This is a genomic window from Pseudomonas sp. 5Vm1k, from assembly GCF_056161485.1.
In genome coordinates this window covers 80,354-101,885 of the sequence record NZ_JBSPCZ010000016.1, presented here as the reverse complement: position 1 = coordinate 101,885, position 21,532 = coordinate 80,354, and the positions used below count along the sequence as shown (strand labels likewise).

Below are 21,532 nucleotides of genomic sequence, written 5' to 3'. Positions count from 1 at the left end.
TGCGGCTGATTTCAAGCCTGCTCATCAATAGAAGGCGAAACCGGCGCAGGGGCCTTGCTGACCACGACCATGGCCGGGCGCAGCAGGCGACCATTGAGCTGGTAACCCTTCTGGAACACCTTGAGCACGCTGTTCGGCTCGACATCGGCGCTTTCTTGCATGGCCATCGCCTGATGATGAACGGCGTTGAACGGTTCGCCATGCGGATCGATCGCTTCCAGCTGATAACGCTTCAGGGTGTCCTGGAACATTTTCAGGGTCAGTTCGATGCCTTCGCGCATTGGGCGAATGCTTTCGTCATCCGGGTTGGACAACTCCAGGCCACGCTCCAGGCTGTCGATGATCGGCAGCAGGTCGCCGGCGAATTTTTCCAGCGCAAACTTGTGAGCCTTTTCGACATCCTGCTCGGCGCGACGGCGGACGTTCTGCAGATCAGCCGCTACACGCAAAGCCTGATCATGAGCACCAGCCAATTGCTCTTCGAGCACTTGTACACGAGCCGCCAGCTCATCACCCGAAACCTGGGCAGCCTGATCGGCGTCGAGATTTTGCGTATCCACTGTCTGTTCGTCAGCCATAGAATTTCTCCTTTCAATATCGTCCGCGAGCTCAACTCGCGCTTCTGCCCAGCTATATGGGGCCGCAAAATTCAGCTTCAAGGGGTACGGGAGGATTAACCCTACAAAAAGAGCAGCATTGTCATTCCCTCGCGCGCTAACGATTTCGTCGGACCAAGCAAATCGAGCTAAGCGAGGGCATTGTCAGGCGCAAATAAAACACTGTATAAATAACCAGACCTAAAGCCTGGGAGCGGCCTTTATGCTGGTGCACCTGTCCGTACATAACTACGCCATCGTTGAACATCTCGATCTCGAACTCGATCGCGGGATGAGCGTCATCACAGGGGAAACCGGCGCCGGCAAGTCGATCATGCTCGACGCCCTGGGCCTGACCCTGGGTGATCGCGCCGACAGCGGCGTGGTTCGCCCCGGCGCCGACAAGGCCGACATCCTGGCAACCTTCGACCTGGTCGACATCCCGGAAGCCAGTGCCTGGCTGGCCGAGCGCGACCTGGAAAGCGACGGTCCGTGCATCCTGCGCCGGGTGATTACCGCTGAAGGCCGTTCGCGCGGTTATATCAATGGCACGCCCTGCCCGCTTGGCGATCTCAAGGCCTTGGGCGAGTTGCTGATTGATATCCACAGCCAGCATGAACACCAATCCCTGCTCAAGACCGACACCCACCGCCGCCTGCTCGACGAGTACGCCGGCGCCACGGATCTCGCCCGCCAGGTGCAACTGGCCGCCCAGCGTTGGCGCCAGACCCGCCAGGAGCTGGAACGCCTGTCCAACTCCGGCGATGAGCAGCGCGCCCGCCATCAATTGCTGAGCTATCAACTCGAAGAGCTGGAAAACCTCGGCCTCGGCGAAAACGAGCTGGAGCAATTGGAACAGGAACACAAGAACCTGACCAACGCCGAAACCTTGCTCGGCATCTGCCGACAAGTGGTCGAGCAATGCAGCGAAAGTGATTCCGGCAATGTGCTGAACGCCCTGACCGCCAGCCTCAACCGCCTGTCGAGCGTAAACAACTCAATCGGTGCCTTGGGCGAAGCCAGCAGCCTGCTGACCAGCGCGCAGATTCAGGTTGAAGAAGCCGTTGGCGAACTGAACCGCTTCCTCGACAACTTCGATGCCGACCCGGCGCGCCTTCAATATTTGGAGGAGCGCCTCGATGCGATTTACACACTGGCGCGCAAACACCGCATCCAGCCAACCGACGTGGCCGAGATGCAGCAAAAGTTGCTGGATGAAATCGAAACCCTGAATGCCAACGACGAATCCATCGAGCGCCTGAGCGATGAACTGGCGTCTTACGCCCGTCATTACCAAGAGAAGGCCCGCGACCTGAGCGACTTGCGCCATCAGGCCTCGGGCAGCCTGGCCAGCGCCGTGGAACAGGAAATCCAGCGACTGGGCATGCCGGGGGGCCGCTTCACTATCGAACTGCGCCCCAATAGCAGCAATGAACTGCTGCCCAACGGCCTTGAACAGGTAGAACTGCTGGTCAGCGCCAACCCTGGGCAACCGATGAAAGCCCTGGCAAAAGTGGCTTCGGGTGGCGAGCTGTCGCGGATCAGTCTGGCGATCCAGGTCATCACCGCGCAGACCTCTCGGGTGCCGACCCTGGTATTCGACGAGGTGGACGTGGGCATTGGCGGCCCGACTGCCGAAATCGTCGGCCAGTTGCTACGCCGGCTCGGGGAGCGCGGGCAGGTGCTGACAGTCACTCACCTGCCGCAAGTGGCGGCGCAGGGTCACCAGCATCTGTTTGTTCACAAGGTACGCGGAGAGGATGCAACCCATACGGCCGTGTCCAAGCTGAGCAAGAATGATCGCGTCGAAGAAGTCGCGCGCATGCTCGGGGGTATCGATCTGACGAAGGAATCCCTGGCCCACGCGAAGAAAATGGTCATCACCGCCAAAATTTAAGATAAGCAGAAAGCACGAAGGCGACCCTTGGGTCGCCTTCGCTCGTTTCGCGAACATCCTGTTCGCGCGACATGCTTACTTTTTCTTGCGCACGTACAGCACGAGATTGTGATCCACCATCTCGAAACCATACTTGTCGACGATCGCCTTCTGAAGACGCTCGATTTCTTCGTCGAAGAACTCGATCACTTCACTGGTCTCGACGTTGACCATATGGTCGTGATGCTTGCCGTCGTCCAGTTCGAAGACTGCATGACCGCCGTCGAAGTTGTGTCGCACCACAAGCCCAGCTGCCTCGAACTGAGTCAGTACACGGTAAACCGTGGCCAGACCGACGTCCTCACCAGCCTCCATCAGCGCCTTGTAAACATCCTCGGCACTCATGTGGCGTTGCTCGGCGGAATCGAGCATTTGCAGAATTTTGACCCGTGGCAGGGTCACTTTGAGGCCGGCTTTGCGTAGTTCGCTATTTTCAACCATGGTCAGCTTTCTCGCGATGCTGCTTCGCAGCTTCTCTTAATGCGGGTATGATCGGCGTTTACGTTGTCCCAGCCAAGATAGTGGAAGTCGCCCACCGATGCAAAACACCAAGCTCTTGCTAACCAGTTTCACCTTCGTGGGACTGCTCGCACTCGCCGGTTGTTCATTCCCCGGGGTTTACAAAATCGACATCCAGCAGGGCAATGTCGTCACGCAGGACATGATAGACCAGTTACGCCCGGGAATGACCCGCCGGCAAGTACGGTTTATCATGGGTAACCCTCTGCTGACCGACACGTTCCATGCCGATCGCTGGGATTACCTGTATAGCCTGCAACCGGGTGGTGGTGAACGCCAACAGGAACGCATAAGCGTTATCTTCAACCCTAATGACCAGCTTGTCAGCCTGTCGGGTGATTTTATGCCTGGCGTGAGCCGCGACGAAGCCATTCTCGGCAAGGAACCCGGCACTCCCGTGACCGCTCCAGCAGAAAACGCCGAGAAGCCAAAACCGGAAAAACCGGTAAAACCAGGTTCGTTGCTGGACCAGATCCAGAAGGATGTCGACGGTGTAGAAACCGTTCCAGTCCCGACGCCAGCACCGCTGGACACCACGCCGCAATAATTTGCGACGCAATAAAAAACCCGGCATGTCCGGGTTTTTTATTGCCTGGCGATTGATCCGATCACTGATTGCGCGCTTTGGCCTCGGCAGCCTTGGCCGCGCGCAAGCGGCGGACTTCTTTCGGATCGGCGAGTAGCGGTCGATAAATTTCGATGCGATCACCCGCCTGAACCACACGAGTGTCGGGATCGGCGATCACCTTGCCGAAGATCCCCACCGGACAACCGCTCAAATCCAGCTCTGGAAACTCGGCACCTACGCCAGATTCGAGCAGCGCTGCCCGAACCGTCACGCCCGCCGGCACCGCCACGGTCAGCAGCACCTGACGATCAACGGCGGCATACACCACCTCAATCTCGATCACCGACTCAACCATGCATCTGCTTGGCGCGCTGACAGAACGCGTCCACCAGCGTGTTCGCCGCCTGATTGAACAATGGCCCCAGCGTGGCGCGCACGATCGGCCCGGCGTAATCGAACGACAGGTCCAGGCTGATCTTGCAGGCCTTCTCGCCCAATGGCTTGAACACCCAGACGCCGTGCAACTGGTTGAACGGGCCTTCTTCGAGGTTCATCTCGATCGAATGCCCGGGCACCAGCGTATTGCGCGTCACGAAATGCTGACTCAGGCCACCCTTGGCCACACCAACACTGGCGCGCATATGCTCAGGGGAGCTTTCCAGCACTTCGGCCGCGGAGCACCACGGCAGGAATTCCGGATAACGCGCCACGTCGTTGACCAGGTCATAGAGGGCTTGCGCCGGATACGGCAGCAAGGCCGAACGTTGAATATGTGTCGTCATGTCAGCGTCACTTCCACAGCTGGGCGGCAAACACTACGAGAATGCCGATGGGCGCCACATAGCGCATCAAGAACAGGGACAGGTTGAACAACATCGGGCTGCGGATCGACAACTCATCACGAACCGCTTCACGCCCCATGATCCAGCCTGCAAACACCACGAAACACAAACCACCGAGTGGCAACATGATCCGCGAGGTGAAGAAGTCGATCACACCAAAGAAGTCCAGGCCGCCGGTCGCGCCCCATTGGTAGAGATGGAACATCCCGCCTTCGTTCACGAAAAATTTGGCTTCCTTCCAGATATTGAAGGAAAACACCGTGCCCAGACCGACGAACCAGCAGGTAAATGCCAGCCAGAACGTCACCCAGGCGCGGCTGATTTTTGTGCGTTCCACCAGGTAAGCCACCATCGGCTCGAGCAAAGAAATAGCCGAACTCCAAGCGGCAACCGCGACCAGTACGAAGAACACTACGCCCATCAACTGGCCGAACGCTACGTTACCAAAGGCAAATGGCAGACTGACAAACATCAGGCCAGGGCCTTCGCTCGGGTTCAGGCCCGCGGCGAACACAATCGGAAACAATGCCAGGCCGGCCACCAGTGAAACGAAGGTATCCAGCAACGCCACGCCAACCACGGTGCCGGAGATCGAGGAGTTCTTCGGCATATAGGCGCCGTAGATCATGATCGAACCCACGCCGACGCTGAGGGAGAAAAACGCGTGCCCCATGGCAGGCAGCAAGCCGTCGAGGACTTTTTCCGGGTGGAAGTCGAACATGAAATGCACGCCTTCCATGAAATGCCCGGTGGTCATGCTGTAACCCAGCAGCACCAGAATCATCACGAACAGCAACGGCATCATGATTCGCAGGCTGCGCTCAAGTCCCGCGACCACGCCTTTGGCGATCACCACGGCGGACAACAGCATAAAAATCGTGTGCCAAAGTGTCAGGCGCCACGGATCGGCGATCACATTGCCGAAATAAGCACCGACCTTATCCGCCGTCACGCCCTGAAAGTCGCCCCGCCCCATGTCGATGATGTAATCCAGCGACCAACCGCCGACCACACTATAGAAAGAGAGGATCAGCAACGCCGTGATCATCCCGGCGAATGCGCCCCAGGACCACTTCCCGGAATGCCCCGCCTCTACCGCCAACACCTTCAAGGCGTTGGCCGGGCTTTGACGCGCGCGGCGACCAATCAGGGTTTCCGCCAGCATGACCGGCACACCGATCAACGCGATACAGACCAAAAACATCAACACGAAGGCGCCGCCGCCATAAACGCCGACCATGTACGGGAATTTCCAGATGCTACCCAGCCCCACGGCCGATCCGGTCGCGGCGAGTATGAAAACCCAGCGGCTAGCCCAACTGCCGTGGACAGAAACCTTGTCTGTCGACATCGTTATCACGCCCAACCGTTCAAAAAAGAGGCCGCATTGTCCGGGATTCAATCAACCTGCTCAAGCACGTAGCGATACCGTAGCCGACTTGCTTGCAACTCCCTATAATGCCGCCCCTATGGCTAAACAGAAGAAACACCCAACAGGGACCATCGCGCAAAATAAAAAGGCGCGACACGATTACTTCATCGAACATAAGTTCGAGGCTGGTCTGGTCCTGGCCGGCTGGGAAGTAAAAAGTCTGCGGGCAAGCAAGCTACAGCTTGTTGACAGTTATGTGCTGCTCAAGGATGGCGAAGCCTGGCTGCTCGGCAGTCACATTACGCCGCTGATGACCGCCAGCACTCACGTCATTGCAGACCCGACCCGCACCCGTAAATTGCTGCTCAACCGCCGCGAGCTGGAAAAACTCGCCGCCGCCGTGCAGCAAAAAGGCTATGCCTGTGTGTGCCTGTCCTGGTACTGGAGCAAGCACATGGTCAAGTGCGAGATCGCTCTGGGCAAGGGCAAGAAGGAATACGACAAGCGTGATACCGAACGCGAACGCGACGCTGGTCGTGAGTTGCAGCGTGCGGTGCGGAACAAGGGCAAGGAAGATTAATCTTTCGGCCTGATCGCGGCTCCTGTGGCGAGGGAGCTTGCTCCCGCTCGGCTACGAAGCAGTCGCCATCTATTTTCATGGCGACCTCGACAAGCGAAGGCCGCTTCGCGCCCCGGCGGGAGCAAGCTCCCTCGCCACAATGAACTGAAAACCAACTACATCCCCTTGCGCCGCTCCGCACGAGCCATGCGCTGCACTTCCTGACGCACTTCTTCCAGCACTTCCTGCACATACAAAATGTGTCGGCTGGAGACTTCACGCGCCTGCTCCGCCCGCCCTTCGATAATCGCCAGGTACAACTCCCGGTGCTGACTGATCAGCATGTCGCGAGTCTCGGTGCGCTGCTTGTACATCCCACCAATGTTGGTCACCACGTTGCGCTTGAGCAAATCGAACAACCCGCGAATGGTGTGCAGCAACACTGCGTTGTGACTGGCCTCGGCAATCGCCAAGTGGAATTTCGCGTCCGCCGCGCCCTCTTCCGCCCGACTCACTTCGTCGTGACGCGTGTAGCAATCCTGCAGCTCTTCGAACGCCGCCGTCAGCCGCTCGCGATCGACATCGGTGGCCCGCAATGCCGCGTAATAGGCGCAAGACGCTTCCAGAGTATGGCGAAACTCCAGCAGATCACGCTGGGCCTCGGGATTGCTTTCCAGCAGATGCAGCAGTGGATCGCTGAACGTCGAGCCCAAGGAATCCACCACATAATTTCCGCCGCCCTGGCGACTGACCAACAAGCCCTTGGCCGCCAGTTTCTGAATCGCTTCGCGCAACGAAGGGCGTGATACACCGAACTGCTCGGCCAACGCGCGTTCGGCCGGCAAACGCTCGCCGGACTTCAGCGTGCCCTCGAGAATCATCCCCTCGAGCCGCTCGACAATATCGTCAGACAAACGGCGCTGACGAATCTGATCAAACCCCATAACTCATTTCTCCACGATCCCGGCAGCTCGCCGGGGTCTCTATTCTGGCCTATCGGCGCTGTGGCAGCACCTACCAGACGACGTTTGATCGAACAGATCAGATGCGTTCTGCACCGCTTATTCGACAAAAGTTTTAGGGCGGCAAATTGACACACCACCTACAAGGCTTTTACCCTAGCCAACAGCGATTGTAAATTGGTATTACCAATTAACCAAGAACGCTGACAGTGCCTGACCAACAACAATTAGGGGCCACCCCATATGCAAACCTGGCAACAGCTCTACAGCCCGCTCGGCAGTCTCGGCGTGTCCGCACTCGCGGCCGTCATCCCCATCGTATTTTTCTTCCTGGCCTTGGCCGTGTTCCGCCTCAAAGGCCACGTGGCCGGCAGCATTACCCTCGCCTTGTCGATTGCCGTAGCAATCTTCGCTTTCCAGATGCCGGTGGATATGGCGTTCGCAGCAGCCGGGTATGGCTTCGCCTACGGCCTGTGGCCGATTGCCTGGATCATCGTCGCGGCAGTGTTCCTCTACAAACTGACGGTCAAGAGCGGCCAGTTCGAAGTAATCCGCAGCTCGGTGCTGTCGATCACTGATGACCAGCGCCTGCAAGTGCTGCTGATCGGCTTCTGCTTCGGTGCGTTCCTGGAAGGTGCAGCCGGTTTCGGTGCGCCGGTAGCGATTACCGCCGCACTGCTTGTAGGACTTGGCTTCAACCCGCTGTACGCCGCCGGCCTGTGCCTGATAGCCAACACCGCGCCCGTCGCGTTCGGTGCCTTGGGGATTCCGATCATTGTTGCCGGGCAAGTTACTGGCATCGACGCCTTCAAGATCGGCGCCATGACCGGTCGGCAACTGCCGCTGCTGTCGCTGTTCGTGCCGTTCTGGCTGGTGTTCATGATGGACGGTTTGCGCGGCGTTCGGGAAACCTGGCCGGCCGCACTGGTGGCGGGTTTGAGCTTTGCCATCACCCAGTACTTCACTTCGAACTTCATCGGTCCGGAACTGCCAGACATCACGTCAGCACTGGTCAGCCTGATTTCCCTGACGCTGTTCCTGAAAGTCTGGCAGCCAAAACGCGCCGCCGGCCAGCACATCGCCGGCGCCGTCTCGGCTTCCGTGGTCACCGCCAGTGTCGGCGGTTTCGGCCAGAAGCGCACAACCGTGGCTTCGCCCTACAGTCTTTTGGAAATTTTCAAAGCATGGTCGCCGTTCCTGATCCTCACCGTGCTGGTCACCATCTGGACCCTGAAACCGTTCAAGGCGATGTTTGCCGCTGGCGGTTCGATGTACAGCTGGGTGTTCAACTTCGCCATCCCGCACCTTGATCAAATGGTGATCAAGGTCGCGCCGATCGTGACGGTTCCGACTGCCATTCCAGCGGTGTTCAAACTTGATCCGATTTCCGCGACCGGCACGGCGATTTTCTTCTCGGCGCTGATCTCGATGCTGGTGCTTAAGATCAATTTCAAAATTGGTCTTACCACATTGAAAGAGACCTTCTACGAACTGCGCTGGCCAATTCTGTCCATTGGCATGGTGCTGGCGTTTGCCTTCGTCACCAACTACTCGGGCATGTCTTCGACCATGGCCTTGGTGCTGGCCGCGACGGGTGCGGCGTTCCCGTTCTTCTCACCATTCCTCGGCTGGCTGGGCGTGTTCCTGACCGGTTCCGATACGTCCTCGAACGCGTTGTTCAGCTCGTTACAAGCGACCACCGCGCACCAGATTGGTGTCAGCGATGTGTTGCTGGTGGCTGCGAACACCAGCGGCGGCGTGACCGGCAAGATGATCTCGCCGCAATCAATCGCCGTGGCTTGCGCCGCGACCGGGCTAGTCGGTAAGGAATCGGATCTGTTCCGCTTCACCCTCAAGCACAGCCTGTTCTTCGCCACGATCGTTGGCCTGATCACCTACGTCCAGGCTTATTGGCTTACCGGGATGCTGGTGCACTAAGACTACGCGCAACACCGAAAAAACCGACGCCGGACCACGATTCCGGCGTCAGCTATTCACTACCCGGTCTGTAAGGCTGCTGAAAGCTTGCCGCTCTATATTCAGCAGCCTCAACGGACGGATAACCGGGACAACCCGGAGACACGCCTGATGAGCGAGCTTTTTTACAACGCCGTGCCGAACGCGACCCGCGTCGCCCCGCAACTGCCCAAGCCTCGGCAATACCCCAGCGAAAAACCGTCACGGGTCTACTTGTTCGGGACCTGCGTGGTGGATTTGTTCTACCCCGAAGCCGGGATGGACGCGATTCACCTGCTGGAACGCGAAGGCATTCGTGTCGACTACCCGCAAGGGCAAAGCTGCTGCGGGCAACCGGCCTACACCTCGGGTTACACCGAGCAGGCCCGGACCGTGGCGCGCTCACAACTGGCATTGTTTGCCGGGGATTTTCCGGTGGTGGTGCCGTCGGGCTCTTGCGCAGGCATGTTGCGCGAACACTACGCCGACTTGTTCAAGGACGAGCCGGACACACTAAAACAGGTTCAAGCGCTCGCCGCCCGGACTTATGAATTGGCGGAGTTCCTGCTGTTTGTTTGCAAGGTGCAGCTCAAGGACAGCGGCGAACCGGTCAAAGTGGCTCTGCACACCTCGTGCTCGGCACGTCGCGAGATGAACACACACCTGCATGGCCGCGAGTTATTGGCGCAGTTGGGCAATGTGGAACGGGTCGAGCACAGCCACGAAAGTGAATGCTGTGGCTTTGGTGGGACTTTCAGCGTCCGTATGCCAGACATTTCCGGCGCGATGGTGGCTGACAAGACCCGCTCGTTGAAAGAATCCGGCGCGCACCAGGTACTAAGTGCCGATTGCGGCTGCCTGATGAACATCAATGGCTCGCTGGAGAAACAGAAGGAAGCGTTGCGCGGCCAACACCTGGCCAGTTTCCTTTGGCAGCGCACCGGAGGTGTTCAATGAACGCTTCCGCGATTATTCCTACGGTTGCCGTGGAAGAAGATTTTCGCGCCAGGGCTCACGAGGCTTTGGCTGACACGCAACTGCGAAACAACTTTCGCAGCGCGATGGATTCACTGATGACAAAACGGGCAGCGTCTTTCAGCGATGCCCACGAAAGAGAACATTTGCGTGTGCTGGGCAATGCTGTCCGCGCCCGTGCGTTATCCAAGTTGCCCGACCTGCTCGAGCAGCTTGAACAGAACCTGACCCGCAACGGTGTGACAGTGCACTGGGCGGAAACGGTGGACGAGGCCAATGGCATCGTCTTATCGATCATCCGCGCTCACGAGGGGCGGCAAGTGATCAAGGGCAAATCGATGGTCAGCGAAGAGATGGAAATGAATCATTTCCTCGCTGATCAGGGCATTGAATGCTTGGAATCGGACATGGGCGAGTACATCGTCCAGCTCGACCACGAGAAGCCTTCACACATTATTATGCCGGCGATCCACAAGAATGCCGGTCAGGTCGCGTCCTTGTTCCACGACAAACTTGGCGTGGAGTACACCAAGGACGTTGACCAACTTATTCAGATCGGTCGCAAAGTCTTGCGACAGAAATTCTTCGAAGCGGACATCGGCGTCTCCGGCGTCAACTTCGCCGTGGCCGAAACCGGCACTCTGCTGCTGGTGGAAAACGAAGGCAACGGGCGCATGACCACCACGGTTCCGCCGGTGCACATCGCGGTGACCGGCATCGAAAAAGTCGTTGAAAACCTGCGGGACGTGGTCCCGTTGCTGTCGCTGCTGACCCGCTCCGCGCTGGGCCAGCCGATCACCACTTACGTCAACATGATCTCCGGGCCGCGCAAAGAGCATGAACTCGACGGTCCTCAAGAAGTGCACCTGGTATTGCTCGACAACGGTCGCAGCCAAGCCTTTGCCGACAGCGAACTTCGCCAGACCCTGAACTGCATCCGCTGCGGCGCGTGTATGAATCATTGCCCGGTCTACACTCGAATCGGCGGCCACGCCTATGGGGAGGTTTACCCTGGGCCTATCGGAAAAATCATCACCCCGCACATGGTCGGTCTGGCGAAAGTCCCGGACCATCCGAGTGCCTCGTCGCTGTGCGGCGCCTGCGGTGAAGTCTGCCCGGTAAAAATTCCGATCCCGTCACTGCTGCGACGCCTGAGGGAAGAAAACGTCAAAGCCCCGGACAGTCCGCATAAAGTCATGCGCGGCCAAGGCAGCAAGTATTCGCGCAAGGAACGCTTTATCTGGAACGCCTGGGCGAAACTCAACAGCTCGCCGACGCTCTATCGTTTGTTCGGCTTCTTCGCCACACGGCTCCGCGCCCTCGCGCCAAGCAATGTTGGCCCATGGACGCAAAACCACAGCGCGCCAAAACCCGCTGCCCGCTCACTGCATGACATGGCCCGCGAGCATCTGGCCAAACAGGGAGACCGTTGATGAGCGCCAAGCAAAATATCCTCGCCAAATTGCGGAACAGTCTGACCGGCACTACACCGGTACCTGACGAGTTCGACGTCGAACTGCTGACCACGCCCTACACCTACACGCCTGAGCAACGCATCCCGCAACTGCGCAAACTGATGGAAGCGGTGCACACCGAAATACATCTGACCTCGGGCGAAGATTGGACCGAACTGTTGGCGCAACTTTTAAGGGATCGCCAGCTGCCGAGCCTGTTGATCGCGCCGACGACGCCCCACGGTCAACGCATCACGCAGCACTGGTCGAAAAATCCCGGCCTGCCAACGCTCAAATCCTACGACCGCCCGGTAGAGGAATGGAAAGCCGAATTGTTTAACGACACCCCGGCCAGCCTCACCACCACCCTAGGCGCAATCGCCGCGACGGGTAGTCTGATTCTCTGGCCGACGCGGGAAGAACCGCGCCTGATGAGCCTGGTGCCGCCGGTGCATTTCGCCCTGCTCAAGGCCAGTGAAATCCGCGACAACTTCTATCAAGTGCAGCAGGAATTCGAATGGGCCCAAGGTATGCCGACCAACGCCTTGTTGGTGTCCGGCCCGTCGAAGACGGCCGACATCGAACAGGTACTGGCTTACGGCGCCCACGGTCCGAAAGACTTGGTGGTGTTGATCCTGGAGGACCAATGACCTTACCGGCGGCTTTCCTGCGTGATGCGCAGCAACTGATTCCACAAGACCGGCGCTTCGACGATCCGCTGTCGACCTTGGCCTTCGGCACCGACGCCAGTTTCTATCGGCTGATTCCGCAACTGGTGATCCGCGTCGAGTCCGAAGACGAAGTGGTCTCCCTGCTGAAACTGGCACAACGTGATCAGGTCCCGGTGACGTTTCGCGCGGCCGGCACCAGCCTTTCCGGGCAGGCCATCAGCGATTCAGTATTGATCGTGTTGGGGGATAACTGGAACGGTCGCGAGATTCGTGGCAAAGGCACGCAAATCCGTCTGCAACCCGGCGTGATCGGCGCCCAGGCCAACGCCTGGCTGGCACCGTTCGGGCGCAAGATCGGTCCGGACCCGGCCTCGATCAATGCCTGCAAAATCGGCGGCATCGTCGCCAACAATGCCAGCGGCATGTGCTGCGGCACGGCGCAAAATACTTATCACACCCTGGCCGGAATTCGTCTGGTGCTGGCCGATGGCAGCCGTGTCGATACCGAAGATGCAGCCAGTGTTGCGGCGTTTCGCCAGAGCCACTCCGAACTGTTGGAGCGTCTGGCGACGTTAGGCCGCGAGACCCGCGCCAATTCCGAACTGGCTGCAAGAATCCGCCACAAATATCGTCTGAAAAATACCACCGGTTTGTCCCTCAATGCGCTGGTGGATTTCGATGAGCCAGTGGACATCTTGAGCCATTTGCTTGTGGGTTCCGAAGGCACTCTCGGCTTCATCAGCGCGGTGACTTACGACACGGTGATCGACCATCCGAACAAAGCATCGGCGCTGATCGTCTTCCCGGATGTGGAAACCTGCTGTAACGCCGTGACCGTGCTGAAAAGCCAACCGGTGTCTGCCGTGGAGCTGCTGGACCGCCGCAGTCTGCGTTCGGTGCAGGACAAACCCGGCATGCCCGCTTTCGTACAGCAGCTGTCGAACAATGCCTGCGCCTTGCTGATCGAATCCCGCGCCGCCTCGCCCACTTTGCTGCGCGAACAACTGGCTCAGATCATGACGTCCCTGGCCTCGTTCCCGGTGGAGAAGCAAGTCGACTTCACCGAAGACCCGGCGGAAAACGCCAAACTGTGGGCGATCCGCAAAGACACCTTTCCCGCGGTCGGCGCAGTACGCAAAACCGGCACCACGGTGATCATCGAAGACGTGACCTTCCCTGTGGAACAACTGGCCATCGGCGTGAACCGCTTGATCGAGTTGTTCGACAAACATCACTACGACGAAGCGATCCTTTTCGGACACGCACTGGAAGGCAATCTGCACTTCGTCTTCACCCAAGGCTTCAATAATCCGGAAGAAGTCGCACGCTACCAGGCGTTCATGGACGACGTGGCGCAACTGGTGGCTGTGGAGTTCGGTGGTTCGCTGAAGGCGGAACACGGCACTGGTCGCAACATGGCGCCCTTCGTCGAACTGGAATGGGGCAGCGATGCCTATCAGTTGATGTGGCAACTCAAACGCCTGCTCGACCCGAACGGCATTCTCAACCCCGACGTGGTGCTCAGCGACGATCCGCAGATTCACCTCAAACACCTGAAGCCGCTGCCAGCCGCCGACGAGATTGTGGATAAGTGCATCGAGTGCGGTTTCTGCGAGCCGGTCTGCCCGTCGAAAGGCCTGACCCTGAGCCCGCGCCAGCGCATCGTGATCTGGCGGGACATTCAGGCGAAGAAACGCGCCGGCGTAGATACCACCGAACTCGAAGCCGCTTACGAATATCAAGGCATCGACACCTGCGCCGCCACCGGGCTATGTGCACAACGTTGCCCCGTAGGAATCAACACCGGCGAGCTGGTGAAAAAGCTGCGCAGTCGTAAGGCTACGAACACGAAAACAGCCAATTGGCTTGAAGGAAATTTCGCCACTGCACTGCAAGGTGCGCGCTTCACCCTGCACGTCGCCAATGGTGCGCGGATGCTGCTCGGGGCGCCGCGCCTGGCGAAGCTCTCGGCAACGCTCACACGGTTATCCAAAGGCCAGGTCCCGCAATGGACCAACGCCATGCCGCAGCCGGAAAAAGCCATTCGCTTCAGCCCGGTTGTGTCGGACGAACGCCCTCGGGTGGTGTACTTGGCGGCTTGCGTGTCGCGGGCAATGGGCCCGGCGGCGGGTGATAAAGAGCAGATGTCGCTGTACGACAAAACCCGTGGGCTGCTGGAAAAGGCCGGTTACCAAGTCGTCTTTCCGGACAACCTGGACAACCTTTGCTGCGGTCAGCCGTTCGCCTCCAAGGGCTACGCCGAACAGGCCGAACACAAACGCCAGGAATTGATAGGCGCACTTCTGCACGCCAGTCGCGGGGGGCTCGATCCGATCTACTGCGACACCAGTCCCTGTACGTTGCGGCTGGTTCAAGACCTCGGCGAAGTGCGCCTGGACCTGTACGACCCGGTGCGTTTCATCCGTACGCATTTGATGGAGCGTCTGGATTTCACACCGCAGGAAGCGCCGATTGCAGTGCATGTCACCTGCAGCACTCAGCACTTGGGTGAGAGCCAGGCGTTGATCGATCTGGCGCGCAAGTGCAGCAAGAATGTGGTCATTCCTGAAGGCATTCATTGTTGTGGGTTTGCGGGTGACAAGGGCTTCACCACGCCGGAGTTGAATGCGCATTCGCTGCGCTCGTTGAAAGATGCGGTGCAGCATTGCAGTGAGGGGATTTCGACCAGTCGCACCTGCGAGATTGGTCTGACGCAACACGGTGGAATTGACTACCACGGGCTGGTTTATCTGGTGGACCGAGTCACTCGCGCCAAATCGGCTTGACGCATTTTCACTAGTTCAAAGGGGCAAATGCGCCCCTTTTTAGTGCTCTTTTCTCTGATCAACAGGGTTTTTCATAGCGCTTTTAAAAAAAACCGAATTCCTGCGCACGCCTGTAGTCATTTAGTTAAGCCCCAACGAACGTGGCTAATCAATACCTCGGCAGAGCCGCCAGATCGTTCGGCAGCACCGAGACCATCAGCTCAAGGAGATACCCATGAAACGTACCGCACTCGCTGGTCTGTTCATTTCCGCTGCAATGTTGGCCTCTCCGGTATTCGCTGCGGACAACGACCTCTGTACTGCCAAGTTGCAAGAGCTCAGAGACAAAGTCACCACGTTACCGGCGACGTCTGAAAACACCACGATGGAAATCAAAAGGCTACAGGCTAGCGCCGAAGCCTCCAAATCCGCCGGGGACGAAAAGAAATGCGTGACTGAGGCCACCCAGGCACTGGCTCGCGCCGACAAACTGTCCAGCGAACCCAATCCATAATCAGTCGAGGCCAACCTTCGGGTTGGCCTTCTGAGCTGCGTTGGCGTACACTGCGCAGGCTTGTTGCTCACCAAGATCCACAGAGCAACAGGCTCGGGGCCGTTTAGGATTCGACGCCGGTTGCGAAACTTTAGGTGCATGCCGAGTTGGTAACAGAACTCGTAAATCCACTGTTGCAACTTTCTATAGTTGCCAATGACGAAACCTACGGGGAATACGCTCTCGCTGCGTAAGCAGCCTTAGCCCTTCCCTCCTGGTACCTTCGGGTCCAGCAATCATCAGGGGATGTCTGTAAACCCAAAGTGATTGTCATATAGAACAGAATCGCCGTGCAGTACGTTGTGGACGAAGCGGCTAAAACTTACACAACTCGCCCAAAGCACCCTGCCCTTCGGGTCGCTGAGGGTTAACTTAATAGAAACGGCTACGCATGTAGTACCGACAGCGGAGTACTGGCGGACGGGGGTTCAAATCCCCCCGGCTCCACCACTTCATCATCTAAAGACGTCCACGGACGTCTTTTTTTGTGCCTGAAATCCAGTTAAATCAAGGGTTTCAGCGCTACTGGGCTCCTCAAAGGTTTTTTGAGTTCCAGCCGTTTGGGTATTCCAAATGGTATTCCAAGCTCTCCGGTGCTATTTTTTGGAATACCAAAACGGTGTCAGAGGTAGCTCTCATGCCTGCTCCAGCCCTCCGCCTCTCTGACCGCCAGCTCAAGGCAGTCAAGGCAAAAGACAAGGATTACGTCCTCAGCGATGGTGACGGCCTTCAGCTCCGGGTCAGGAGCAATGGCTCGATGCTGTGGAACTTCAATTACCGCGAGCCGGTAACAAAAAACCGTATCAATATGGGGCTGGGCACGTACCCAGAGCTCTCGCTAGCGAACGCCAGGAAGAAAGTGGTGGAAGCACGCGAGCTGCTTGCACAAGGCATTGATCCCAAAGTGCAACGCAATGCACAGGACGAAGCCAAACGAGCGGAGACGGAACACACGTTTGAAAACGTGGCCACCGCCTGGTTCGAGCTGAAGAAGGACTCCGTCACGCCGGCGTACGCCGAAGACATCTGGCGCTCGCTCACGCTGCATGTATTTCCGAGCCTGAAAACAACGCCACTCTCAAAAATCAGTGCACCTATGGTCATCGAACTGCTTCGCCCGATTGAGGCCAAAGGCAGCCTCGAAACAGTGAAGCGATTGAGCCAACGGCTCAACGAGATCATTACCTACGGGGTCAATTCAGGACTGATCTTTGCGAACCCCCTCAGTGGCATTCGCGCGGTATTCAAGAAACCCAAGAAACAGAACATGGCCGCTCTACGACCCGATGAGCTTTCCGAGCTCATGATCGAAATCGCGAACGCCAGCATCAAGCGGATCACCCGCTGCCTGATCGAATGGCAACTGCACACCATGACCCGTCCTGCCGAAGCGGCCACCACCCGATGGGCAGACATCGACTTCGACAAACGCATCTGGACCATCCCGCCGGAGCGCATGAAAAAGCGTCGTCCGCACACCATCCCGCTGACCGAACAGGCACTCGCGTTACTGGAGACGCTAAAGCCCCACAGCGGCCATAGGGAATACGTGTTCCCGGCAGATAGAAACCCTCGCACCCACGCCAACAGCCAGACCGCCAACATGGCGTTGAAACGCATGGGCTTCCAGGACCGCTTGGTCAGCCACGGCATGCGCTCCATGGCCAGCACCATCCTGAACGAGCATGGGTGGGATCCGGAGCTGATCGAAGTCGCGCTGGCGCATGTCGACAAGGACGAAGTCCGAAGCGCTTACAACCGAGCTGACTACATCGAGCGCCGGCGTCCGATGATGGCTTGGTGGAGTGAGCACATCCAGAAAGCGGCCACTGGCAACCTGTCGGCATCTGCGATCAATCAAACCAGGGACCACAACGTCGTGCCGATACGGTGAGCGCTCACCGGACGCCGCAGGTAACCGAGGATGACTCCCCAGATGGAGTGATGGATGATTTGGCGACAGCGGCGACAGCGGCGACAACCCACGTAATACCTGGTCTGCAGCATGGCGACAGAAGTGGCGACTGTCGCCGTTGCAAGCTTTGCTCTTGGGGCCTTTTGACTAAGCCCATGCGGGCGGGAAGGCTCCGCATTCCCACTCGCATGGGCTCTGCGTAATTGCATCTCACTTGACCACCTAATTGCATTGCCACTGACCAGTCGTTTGCAGTTGAAACATCATCGATCCGAATGCGGTCCACTCCATTCAGCCGGACATTGCTGAGCTATTCGAAGGCATTGCCTTCCCAAAGGCCGAGAAGGTAGTGGTTCTCTCGCCGGCCAGGACCTTCTGGGAGAAGGTCACTCTGATTCATGCGCAGTGCAACAAGCCCATTTCTGAGGGCAAGGACCGAATCTCGCGGCATTGGTACGACCTAGCAATGCTCCTACAGCATGACGTGGGCGCAACTGCCAAGAACGACCTCGAATTGCTCGATGACGTGATAGCGCTCAAGTCGGTCTTCTACAACAGTGCCACGGCGCACTACGGCCGGTGTGTCAGTGGTGAGCTGAATCTGATTCCAGACCAGGACAATTCTCCTCGACTGGAGGACGACTACTACGCCATGGAGCGCTCAGGCATGCTGAACGGGCATGTCTACCCACTGGGGCGCATCATGGAAGACCTCACCGCACTTCAAGAGCACGTCAACCAGCTGGCGCTAGGCAAGGGTTAGCCGTCTAGGGCTGCGTGGGGGGATGTTGACGGAGCCGAGCGAAATGTAGTGCTCAAGCATGCAAAAAATCTCGACTCAAGCGATGATGAGGCAAAACGCCACCGCTCATAAGGACATACCCCGTGGAAGCCTCGTCAACCATTCGCAGCATGCTGGCCAACAACCGCATCGTAGTGCCCGCGTACCAACGCGCCTATGCCTGGGACACGCCAGCCGAAGGTTCGAGCCGCGCCAGCCAGACACAGGTGTTTCTCTCCGACCTGGAAGCCTACCGCAGCAGTAATTCCCGCAGCCCTTATTACTTCGGCCATTTCCTGTTTGAACAGACGCAGGGAGAGTATCGGGTTATTGACGGCCAGCAGCGCCTGACCACGATCACGCTGTTTCTGGCGGCCTTGTTCGCGTGCCTGCAAGCAAAGCGCGCCCTGACCGAAGATGAGCAGGACCGCTACAAAGACATGATCAAACGGGAAAGTCAGATCCGCTTCAAGACGGTCGACTACGACAACCAGACCTTTGTCGATTATGTGATCAACCAGTCCAGAACGGCCGCCCCTGCTTCGCTGACCACATCCGCCCAACGACTCATCAATGCGTTCGACTTCTTCAAAAAGAAGCTGGGCGCTCAGCCTGAAGCCTACTTGACCGACATGCTGCGGATTGTGTCCCAGGCATCGTGCAGTACGCACCCGGTGCGAGACGAGGCTGAAGCCATCCAGATGTTCATCTTCCAGAACAACCGCGGCAAGCGCCCGTCCAACCTGGAGGTGGTGAAGGCGCAATTCATGTATGCCATCCATCTTCATGGCGAAGACCAACAAGCGAAAGACAGCCTGATCGAAGAGATCCAGAATCGCTTCGAGACCATCTACAAGTCGATCTCGGCGATTGAATACCGGATCAATGAAGACGACGTGCTGCAGTACACCTTGCGCGTTCACTTCAATTCCCTATGGGAAAGCGGCGCGCTGGACCGGATTGACAAGATGCTCGCAGCAGAGGCGCCTCTTGAATTTGTGAAAGATTTCACCAATTCACTGGCTATCAGTTTCGAGCATTTGTCGGTTTTCTTCGGCGATGACGAGCGAAACAGTTTTCCGATCCACTCACTGGTGACTTTGGGCGGGATCGCGGTTGTATTGCCATTTATTCTCAAGGCCTACCGCTTTGGCCTTCCCCTATCGGACAAGAACCAGCTTTGCGTCGCCTTTGAGAGCCTGATCATCCGCCATCGCTTGATTGGCACCCGTGCGGATATCACTTCCCGCATCAATGATGCTTACGAGGCGTTTACCAGCGACGCGCCGTCGATAGCTCCGGTCCTTGAACTCATCGACTACCTCAAGACTACAAAAAATTGGTGGTGGGCCTATTGGAACAACGAAAAGCTGGCGGAGGCGCTGGAAGTTGAAATCGGTCACCCGACCGCCAAGCACCTGCTATGGAAATATGAAGTGCACCTGAAAGGTCAGGGTCAACGCGGCTACGAGCCGCAGCGCTATAGCGACATCAAGCGTCCAGAGCTGGAACATATCGCTCCTTCCACCGAGCCCACAGCCCGCCCACATGGCTACGGTACCTACGACGAAATCTTCAAAGGCGAATACCTCAACTGCCTCGGCAATTACCTGCTGGTGTCCAAATCCCACAACTGTGCAGTGGGAAACATCCCGTTCGCCGAGAAACTGGCAACCTACCAGCACAACGCCCAACAACGGGAAATAGCGAAGTTTGCCAGCGCTGGTAGCGTTTGGGATCAAGATGCAATCCAGGTTCGTCACGATAAAATCGTCGCCGCGCTGATGGCTGAACTTTAAGTAAATTGCGCTCCGGCCCTGGTCTAAAAAACTGGGGCTGAGGCCGTCTAATGATGCGACGTCTAAAATGTGCAGCGTCATATTTTTGAAAGCCAACACAAAAGACATGGAGTTGTGAACAATGATTCAATGGCCAGCACACTCAAAGATAACCTGCTTAGATTCAAACGATAAAATCATTGCCGTATCTGCACGCAGCAGGCTGGACTTGTCGGACTCTCTAATGCTGAACCGTGACGAGAAAAAGCCATTATCTTGTCAAATTGAGGTTTTAACCAAGTCGGCAGACTGGACAACCTGGAATTCAATCAACGTAAAAAGGATTGAAGACCACATTGCCTATGACCTTGAGTTTGACGGTTACAAGGTAAAAATCGACCGTATCAGCAAGCCGAGTAGAACGTTGTGCAGCAAACCTTTCAAGTGGAAACTTGAGATAAGTGCTGACTACGACGACACAGAGCTTGGACTGGATAAAAAACCTATCGGCACTAGATTCAAGGTAGCTCGAAGTGATGCATCCGTTAAAACAATTCAATCAAACATTGAGAAGGTCTTTGGCCTACCTCGTGGATCCGTTTGTTTACTAACTCCTGAAGCCAAAAAGGCCAATTTGCGTTCCTCGATAAAAAGCCTCAGGAACAAATGGAAAAATAGCTAATTACTGATATTCGCTACTAATTCGCGTCGCCGCTCATTCTGGACTGGTGCCGGCGCCTTTGCCTCGCGCTAGAGCGTAAACGGAGGCGCATGCAACGCCGAATGTTACACGCCTTGAAATTCCCACTCGACGGACCACTCTCGACTTTCAGAAAGTCATTTGCTGCTTCTCGTAGATGCACAAAGACAATACAAGACAAGCAGAAACAGCAAAGCCCGCACGAGGCGGGCTTTGCTGGGTGTTCCACAGACAGCCACAACCATCTGGAAACCTGTATCTGGTGCAAGCTCAGATTTCGCGTAGCTGCGCGCAAAAAAGGCGTTTTCAGCAGTCAGTACGCCGGCAATTTGGAAGGACCGCCTTTTTCAACACAATCGGCCGTTCTCCGCCGGTCGTCACTACGGCGTGTGCTCGTCAATTCGAATGCAAACGGTTGATCAGCACGAATGCAATTGACTGGTCAGTGACAATGCAAATGGTCAAGTCCATGCAATTAAGCAGGCTCACATTAAAAACCGACGAACGACCACCCGGTCATGGAAATCCACCGGGCTCCAAGGTCTTCCAGCGCTACCGATTGGCGCAACAGTCGCCCCCAAAATACGGTTGACCGCGAGCAGAACGAGCGCTAAACCAGAACTGTACCAG

The 21,532-nt window shown here is 57.3% G+C and carries 19 protein-coding genes and 1 other RNA gene; 14 read left to right on the top strand and 6 right to left on the bottom strand.

Annotated features, from left to right (window positions below; all coding sequences use genetic code 11):
- Positions 1-11 precede the first annotated feature (11 nt).
- On the bottom strand, positions 12-578 hold the full coding sequence (gene grpE, locus ACWIKB_RS26190) for a nucleotide exchange factor GrpE (protein ID WP_149657647.1): 567 nt from the start codon (positions 576-578) through the stop codon (positions 12-14).
- 241 nt (positions 579-819) lie between these two features.
- On the opposite strand from grpE, the gene recN reads away from it, so the two are divergent.
- Entirely contained in the window at positions 820-2,493 is a 1,674-nt protein-coding gene (gene recN / locus ACWIKB_RS26185) for a DNA repair protein RecN (RefSeq protein WP_475270388.1), read from the top strand.
- A 75-nt stretch (positions 2,494-2,568) separates the two neighbouring features.
- On the opposite strand, the gene fur is transcribed toward recN, so the two are convergent.
- Positions 2,569-2,973, bottom strand: coding sequence for a ferric iron uptake transcriptional regulator (fur, locus tag ACWIKB_RS26180; RefSeq protein WP_003197684.1), 405 nt, complete (start codon positions 2,971-2,973; stop codon positions 2,569-2,571).
- Positions 2,974-3,070: 97 nt separating this feature from the next.
- Here fur and ACWIKB_RS26175 point away from each other — a divergent pair, with 97 nt between their 5' ends.
- Positions 3,071-3,598: an outer membrane protein assembly factor BamE gene (locus ACWIKB_RS26175; protein WP_475270387.1), complete on the top strand. Its 528-nt coding sequence runs from the start codon at positions 3,071-3,073 to the stop codon at positions 3,596-3,598.
- Positions 3,599-3,659: 61 nt separating this feature from the next.
- Here ACWIKB_RS26175 and ACWIKB_RS26170 read toward each other — a convergent pair whose 3' ends face one another.
- Genes ACWIKB_RS26170 through ACWIKB_RS26160 form a run of 3 tightly spaced genes read right to left on the bottom strand, consistent with a single transcriptional unit; the run spans position 3,660 to position 5,812 of the window.
- Positions 3,660-3,974 (bottom strand): RnfH family protein, encoded by a 315-nt coding sequence (locus ACWIKB_RS26170; RefSeq protein ID WP_475270386.1) that lies wholly within the window; start codon positions 3,972-3,974, stop codon positions 3,660-3,662.
- On the bottom strand, positions 3,967-4,401 hold the full coding sequence (locus ACWIKB_RS26165; protein WP_054050071.1) for a type II toxin-antitoxin system RatA family toxin: 435 nt from the start codon (positions 4,399-4,401) through the stop codon (positions 3,967-3,969). The genes ACWIKB_RS26170 and ACWIKB_RS26165 overlap by 8 nt, the downstream gene beginning before the upstream one ends.
- Positions 4,402-4,408: 7 nt before the next feature.
- The gene (locus ACWIKB_RS26160; protein ID WP_475270385.1) at positions 4,409-5,812 is read right to left on the bottom strand and encodes a sodium-dependent transporter; all 1,404 of its coding nucleotides are present in this window, start codon (positions 5,810-5,812) and stop codon (positions 4,409-4,411) included.
- 118 nt (positions 5,813-5,930) lie between these two features.
- Between ACWIKB_RS26160 and smpB the strand changes: the two genes are divergently transcribed.
- The gene (gene smpB, locus ACWIKB_RS26155; protein ID WP_007900551.1) at positions 5,931-6,413 is read left to right on the top strand and encodes an SsrA-binding protein SmpB; all 483 of its coding nucleotides are present in this window, start codon (positions 5,931-5,933) and stop codon (positions 6,411-6,413) included.
- Positions 6,414-6,568: 155 nt separating this feature from the next.
- Here the strand turns inward: smpB and ACWIKB_RS26150 are convergent, their stop codons facing one another.
- On the bottom strand, positions 6,569-7,336 hold the full coding sequence (locus tag ACWIKB_RS26150; RefSeq protein WP_475270384.1) for an FCD domain-containing protein: 768 nt from the start codon (positions 7,334-7,336) through the stop codon (positions 6,569-6,571).
- A 261-nt stretch (positions 7,337-7,597) separates the two neighbouring features.
- Between ACWIKB_RS26150 and ACWIKB_RS26145 the strand changes: the two genes are divergently transcribed.
- The 11 genes from ACWIKB_RS26145 (at position 7,598) to ACWIKB_RS26095 (ending at position 20,884) form a co-directional block, all read left to right on the top strand.
- Positions 7,598-9,292 carry a lactate permease LctP family transporter gene (locus ACWIKB_RS26145; protein WP_475270383.1) on the top strand — a complete coding sequence of 565 codons (1,695 nt, stop codon included), beginning with the start codon at positions 7,598-7,600 and terminating at the stop codon, positions 9,290-9,292.
- A 150-nt stretch (positions 9,293-9,442) separates the two neighbouring features.
- Positions 9,443-10,267 carry a (Fe-S)-binding protein gene (locus ACWIKB_RS26140; RefSeq protein ID WP_475270382.1) on the top strand — a complete coding sequence of 275 codons (825 nt, stop codon included), beginning with the start codon at positions 9,443-9,445 and terminating at the stop codon, positions 10,265-10,267.
- A complete protein-coding gene (locus ACWIKB_RS26135; RefSeq protein ID WP_475270381.1) occupies positions 10,264-11,718 on the top strand; it encodes a LutB/LldF family L-lactate oxidation iron-sulfur protein in 1,455 nt (484 codons plus the stop codon). The genes ACWIKB_RS26140 and ACWIKB_RS26135 overlap by 4 nt, the downstream gene beginning before the upstream one ends.
- Entirely contained in the window at positions 11,718-12,389 is a 672-nt protein-coding gene (locus ACWIKB_RS26130; protein WP_475270380.1) for a LutC/YkgG family protein, read from the top strand. The genes ACWIKB_RS26135 and ACWIKB_RS26130 overlap by 1 nt, the downstream gene beginning before the upstream one ends.
- Entirely contained in the window at positions 12,386-15,196 is a 2,811-nt protein-coding gene (locus ACWIKB_RS26125; RefSeq protein ID WP_475270379.1) for an FAD-binding and (Fe-S)-binding domain-containing protein, read from the top strand. Before ACWIKB_RS26130 ends, ACWIKB_RS26125 begins: the two co-directional genes overlap by 4 nt.
- A 214-nt stretch (positions 15,197-15,410) precedes the next feature.
- Positions 15,411-15,689 (top strand): hypothetical protein, encoded by a 279-nt coding sequence (locus ACWIKB_RS26120; protein ID WP_475270378.1) that lies wholly within the window; start codon positions 15,411-15,413, stop codon positions 15,687-15,689.
- 95 nt (positions 15,690-15,784) lie between these two features.
- Positions 15,785-16,178, top strand: a transfer-messenger RNA (tmRNA) gene (gene ssrA / locus ACWIKB_RS26115).
- Between the two features lie 187 nt (positions 16,179-16,365).
- On the top strand, positions 16,366-17,622 hold the full coding sequence (locus ACWIKB_RS26110) for an integrase domain-containing protein (RefSeq protein ID WP_475270438.1): 1,257 nt from the start codon (positions 16,366-16,368) through the stop codon (positions 17,620-17,622).
- Positions 17,623-17,905: 283 nt separating this feature from the next.
- Positions 17,906-18,406, top strand: coding sequence for a nucleotidyl transferase AbiEii/AbiGii toxin family protein (locus ACWIKB_RS26105; protein WP_475270437.1), 501 nt, complete (start codon positions 17,906-17,908; stop codon positions 18,404-18,406).
- Between the two features lie 122 nt (positions 18,407-18,528).
- The gene (locus ACWIKB_RS26100; protein WP_224796872.1) at positions 18,529-20,223 is read left to right on the top strand and encodes a DUF262 domain-containing protein; all 1,695 of its coding nucleotides are present in this window, start codon (positions 18,529-18,531) and stop codon (positions 20,221-20,223) included.
- Positions 20,224-20,344: 121 nt separating this feature from the next.
- Positions 20,345-20,884 carry a hypothetical protein gene (locus ACWIKB_RS26095; RefSeq protein WP_150705874.1) on the top strand — a complete coding sequence of 180 codons (540 nt, stop codon included), beginning with the start codon at positions 20,345-20,347 and terminating at the stop codon, positions 20,882-20,884.
- Positions 20,885-21,532: the final 648 nt, after the last annotated feature.

Bases quoted from the DNA above. Each gene is read 5' to 3' on its own strand.
- grpE (WP_149657647.1), bottom strand. From the start codon at position 578: ATGGCTGACGAACAGACAGTGGATACGCAAAATCTCGACGCCGATCAG.
- recN (WP_475270388.1), top strand. From the start codon at position 820: ATGCTGGTGCACCTGTCCGTACATAACTACGCCATCGTTGAACATCTC.
- fur (WP_003197684.1), bottom strand. From the start codon at position 2,973: ATGGTTGAAAATAGCGAACTACGCAAAGCCGGCCTCAAAGTGACCCTG.
- ACWIKB_RS26175 (WP_475270387.1), top strand. From the start codon at position 3,071: ATGCAAAACACCAAGCTCTTGCTAACCAGTTTCACCTTCGTGGGACTG.
- ACWIKB_RS26170 (WP_475270386.1), bottom strand. From the start codon at position 3,974: ATGGTTGAGTCGGTGATCGAGATTGAGGTGGTGTATGCCGCCGTTGAT.
- ACWIKB_RS26165 (WP_054050071.1), bottom strand. From the start codon at position 4,401: ATGACGACACATATTCAACGTTCGGCCTTGCTGCCGTATCCGGCGCAA.
- ACWIKB_RS26160 (WP_475270385.1), bottom strand. From the start codon at position 5,812: ATGTCGACAGACAAGGTTTCTGTCCACGGCAGTTGGGCTAGCCGCTGG.
- smpB (WP_007900551.1), top strand. From the start codon at position 5,931: ATGGCTAAACAGAAGAAACACCCAACAGGGACCATCGCGCAAAATAAA.
- ACWIKB_RS26150 (WP_475270384.1), bottom strand. From the start codon at position 7,336: ATGGGGTTTGATCAGATTCGTCAGCGCCGTTTGTCTGACGATATTGTC.
- ACWIKB_RS26145 (WP_475270383.1), top strand. From the start codon at position 7,598: ATGCAAACCTGGCAACAGCTCTACAGCCCGCTCGGCAGTCTCGGCGTG.
- ACWIKB_RS26140 (WP_475270382.1), top strand. From the start codon at position 9,443: ATGAGCGAGCTTTTTTACAACGCCGTGCCGAACGCGACCCGCGTCGCC.
- ACWIKB_RS26135 (WP_475270381.1), top strand. From the start codon at position 10,264: ATGAACGCTTCCGCGATTATTCCTACGGTTGCCGTGGAAGAAGATTTT.
- ACWIKB_RS26130 (WP_475270380.1), top strand. From the start codon at position 11,718: ATGAGCGCCAAGCAAAATATCCTCGCCAAATTGCGGAACAGTCTGACC.
- ACWIKB_RS26125 (WP_475270379.1), top strand. From the start codon at position 12,386: ATGACCTTACCGGCGGCTTTCCTGCGTGATGCGCAGCAACTGATTCCA.
- ACWIKB_RS26120 (WP_475270378.1), top strand. From the start codon at position 15,411: ATGAAACGTACCGCACTCGCTGGTCTGTTCATTTCCGCTGCAATGTTG.
- ACWIKB_RS26110 (WP_475270438.1), top strand. From the start codon at position 16,366: ATGCCTGCTCCAGCCCTCCGCCTCTCTGACCGCCAGCTCAAGGCAGTC.
- ACWIKB_RS26095 (WP_150705874.1), top strand. From the start codon at position 20,345: ATGATTCAATGGCCAGCACACTCAAAGATAACCTGCTTAGATTCAAAC.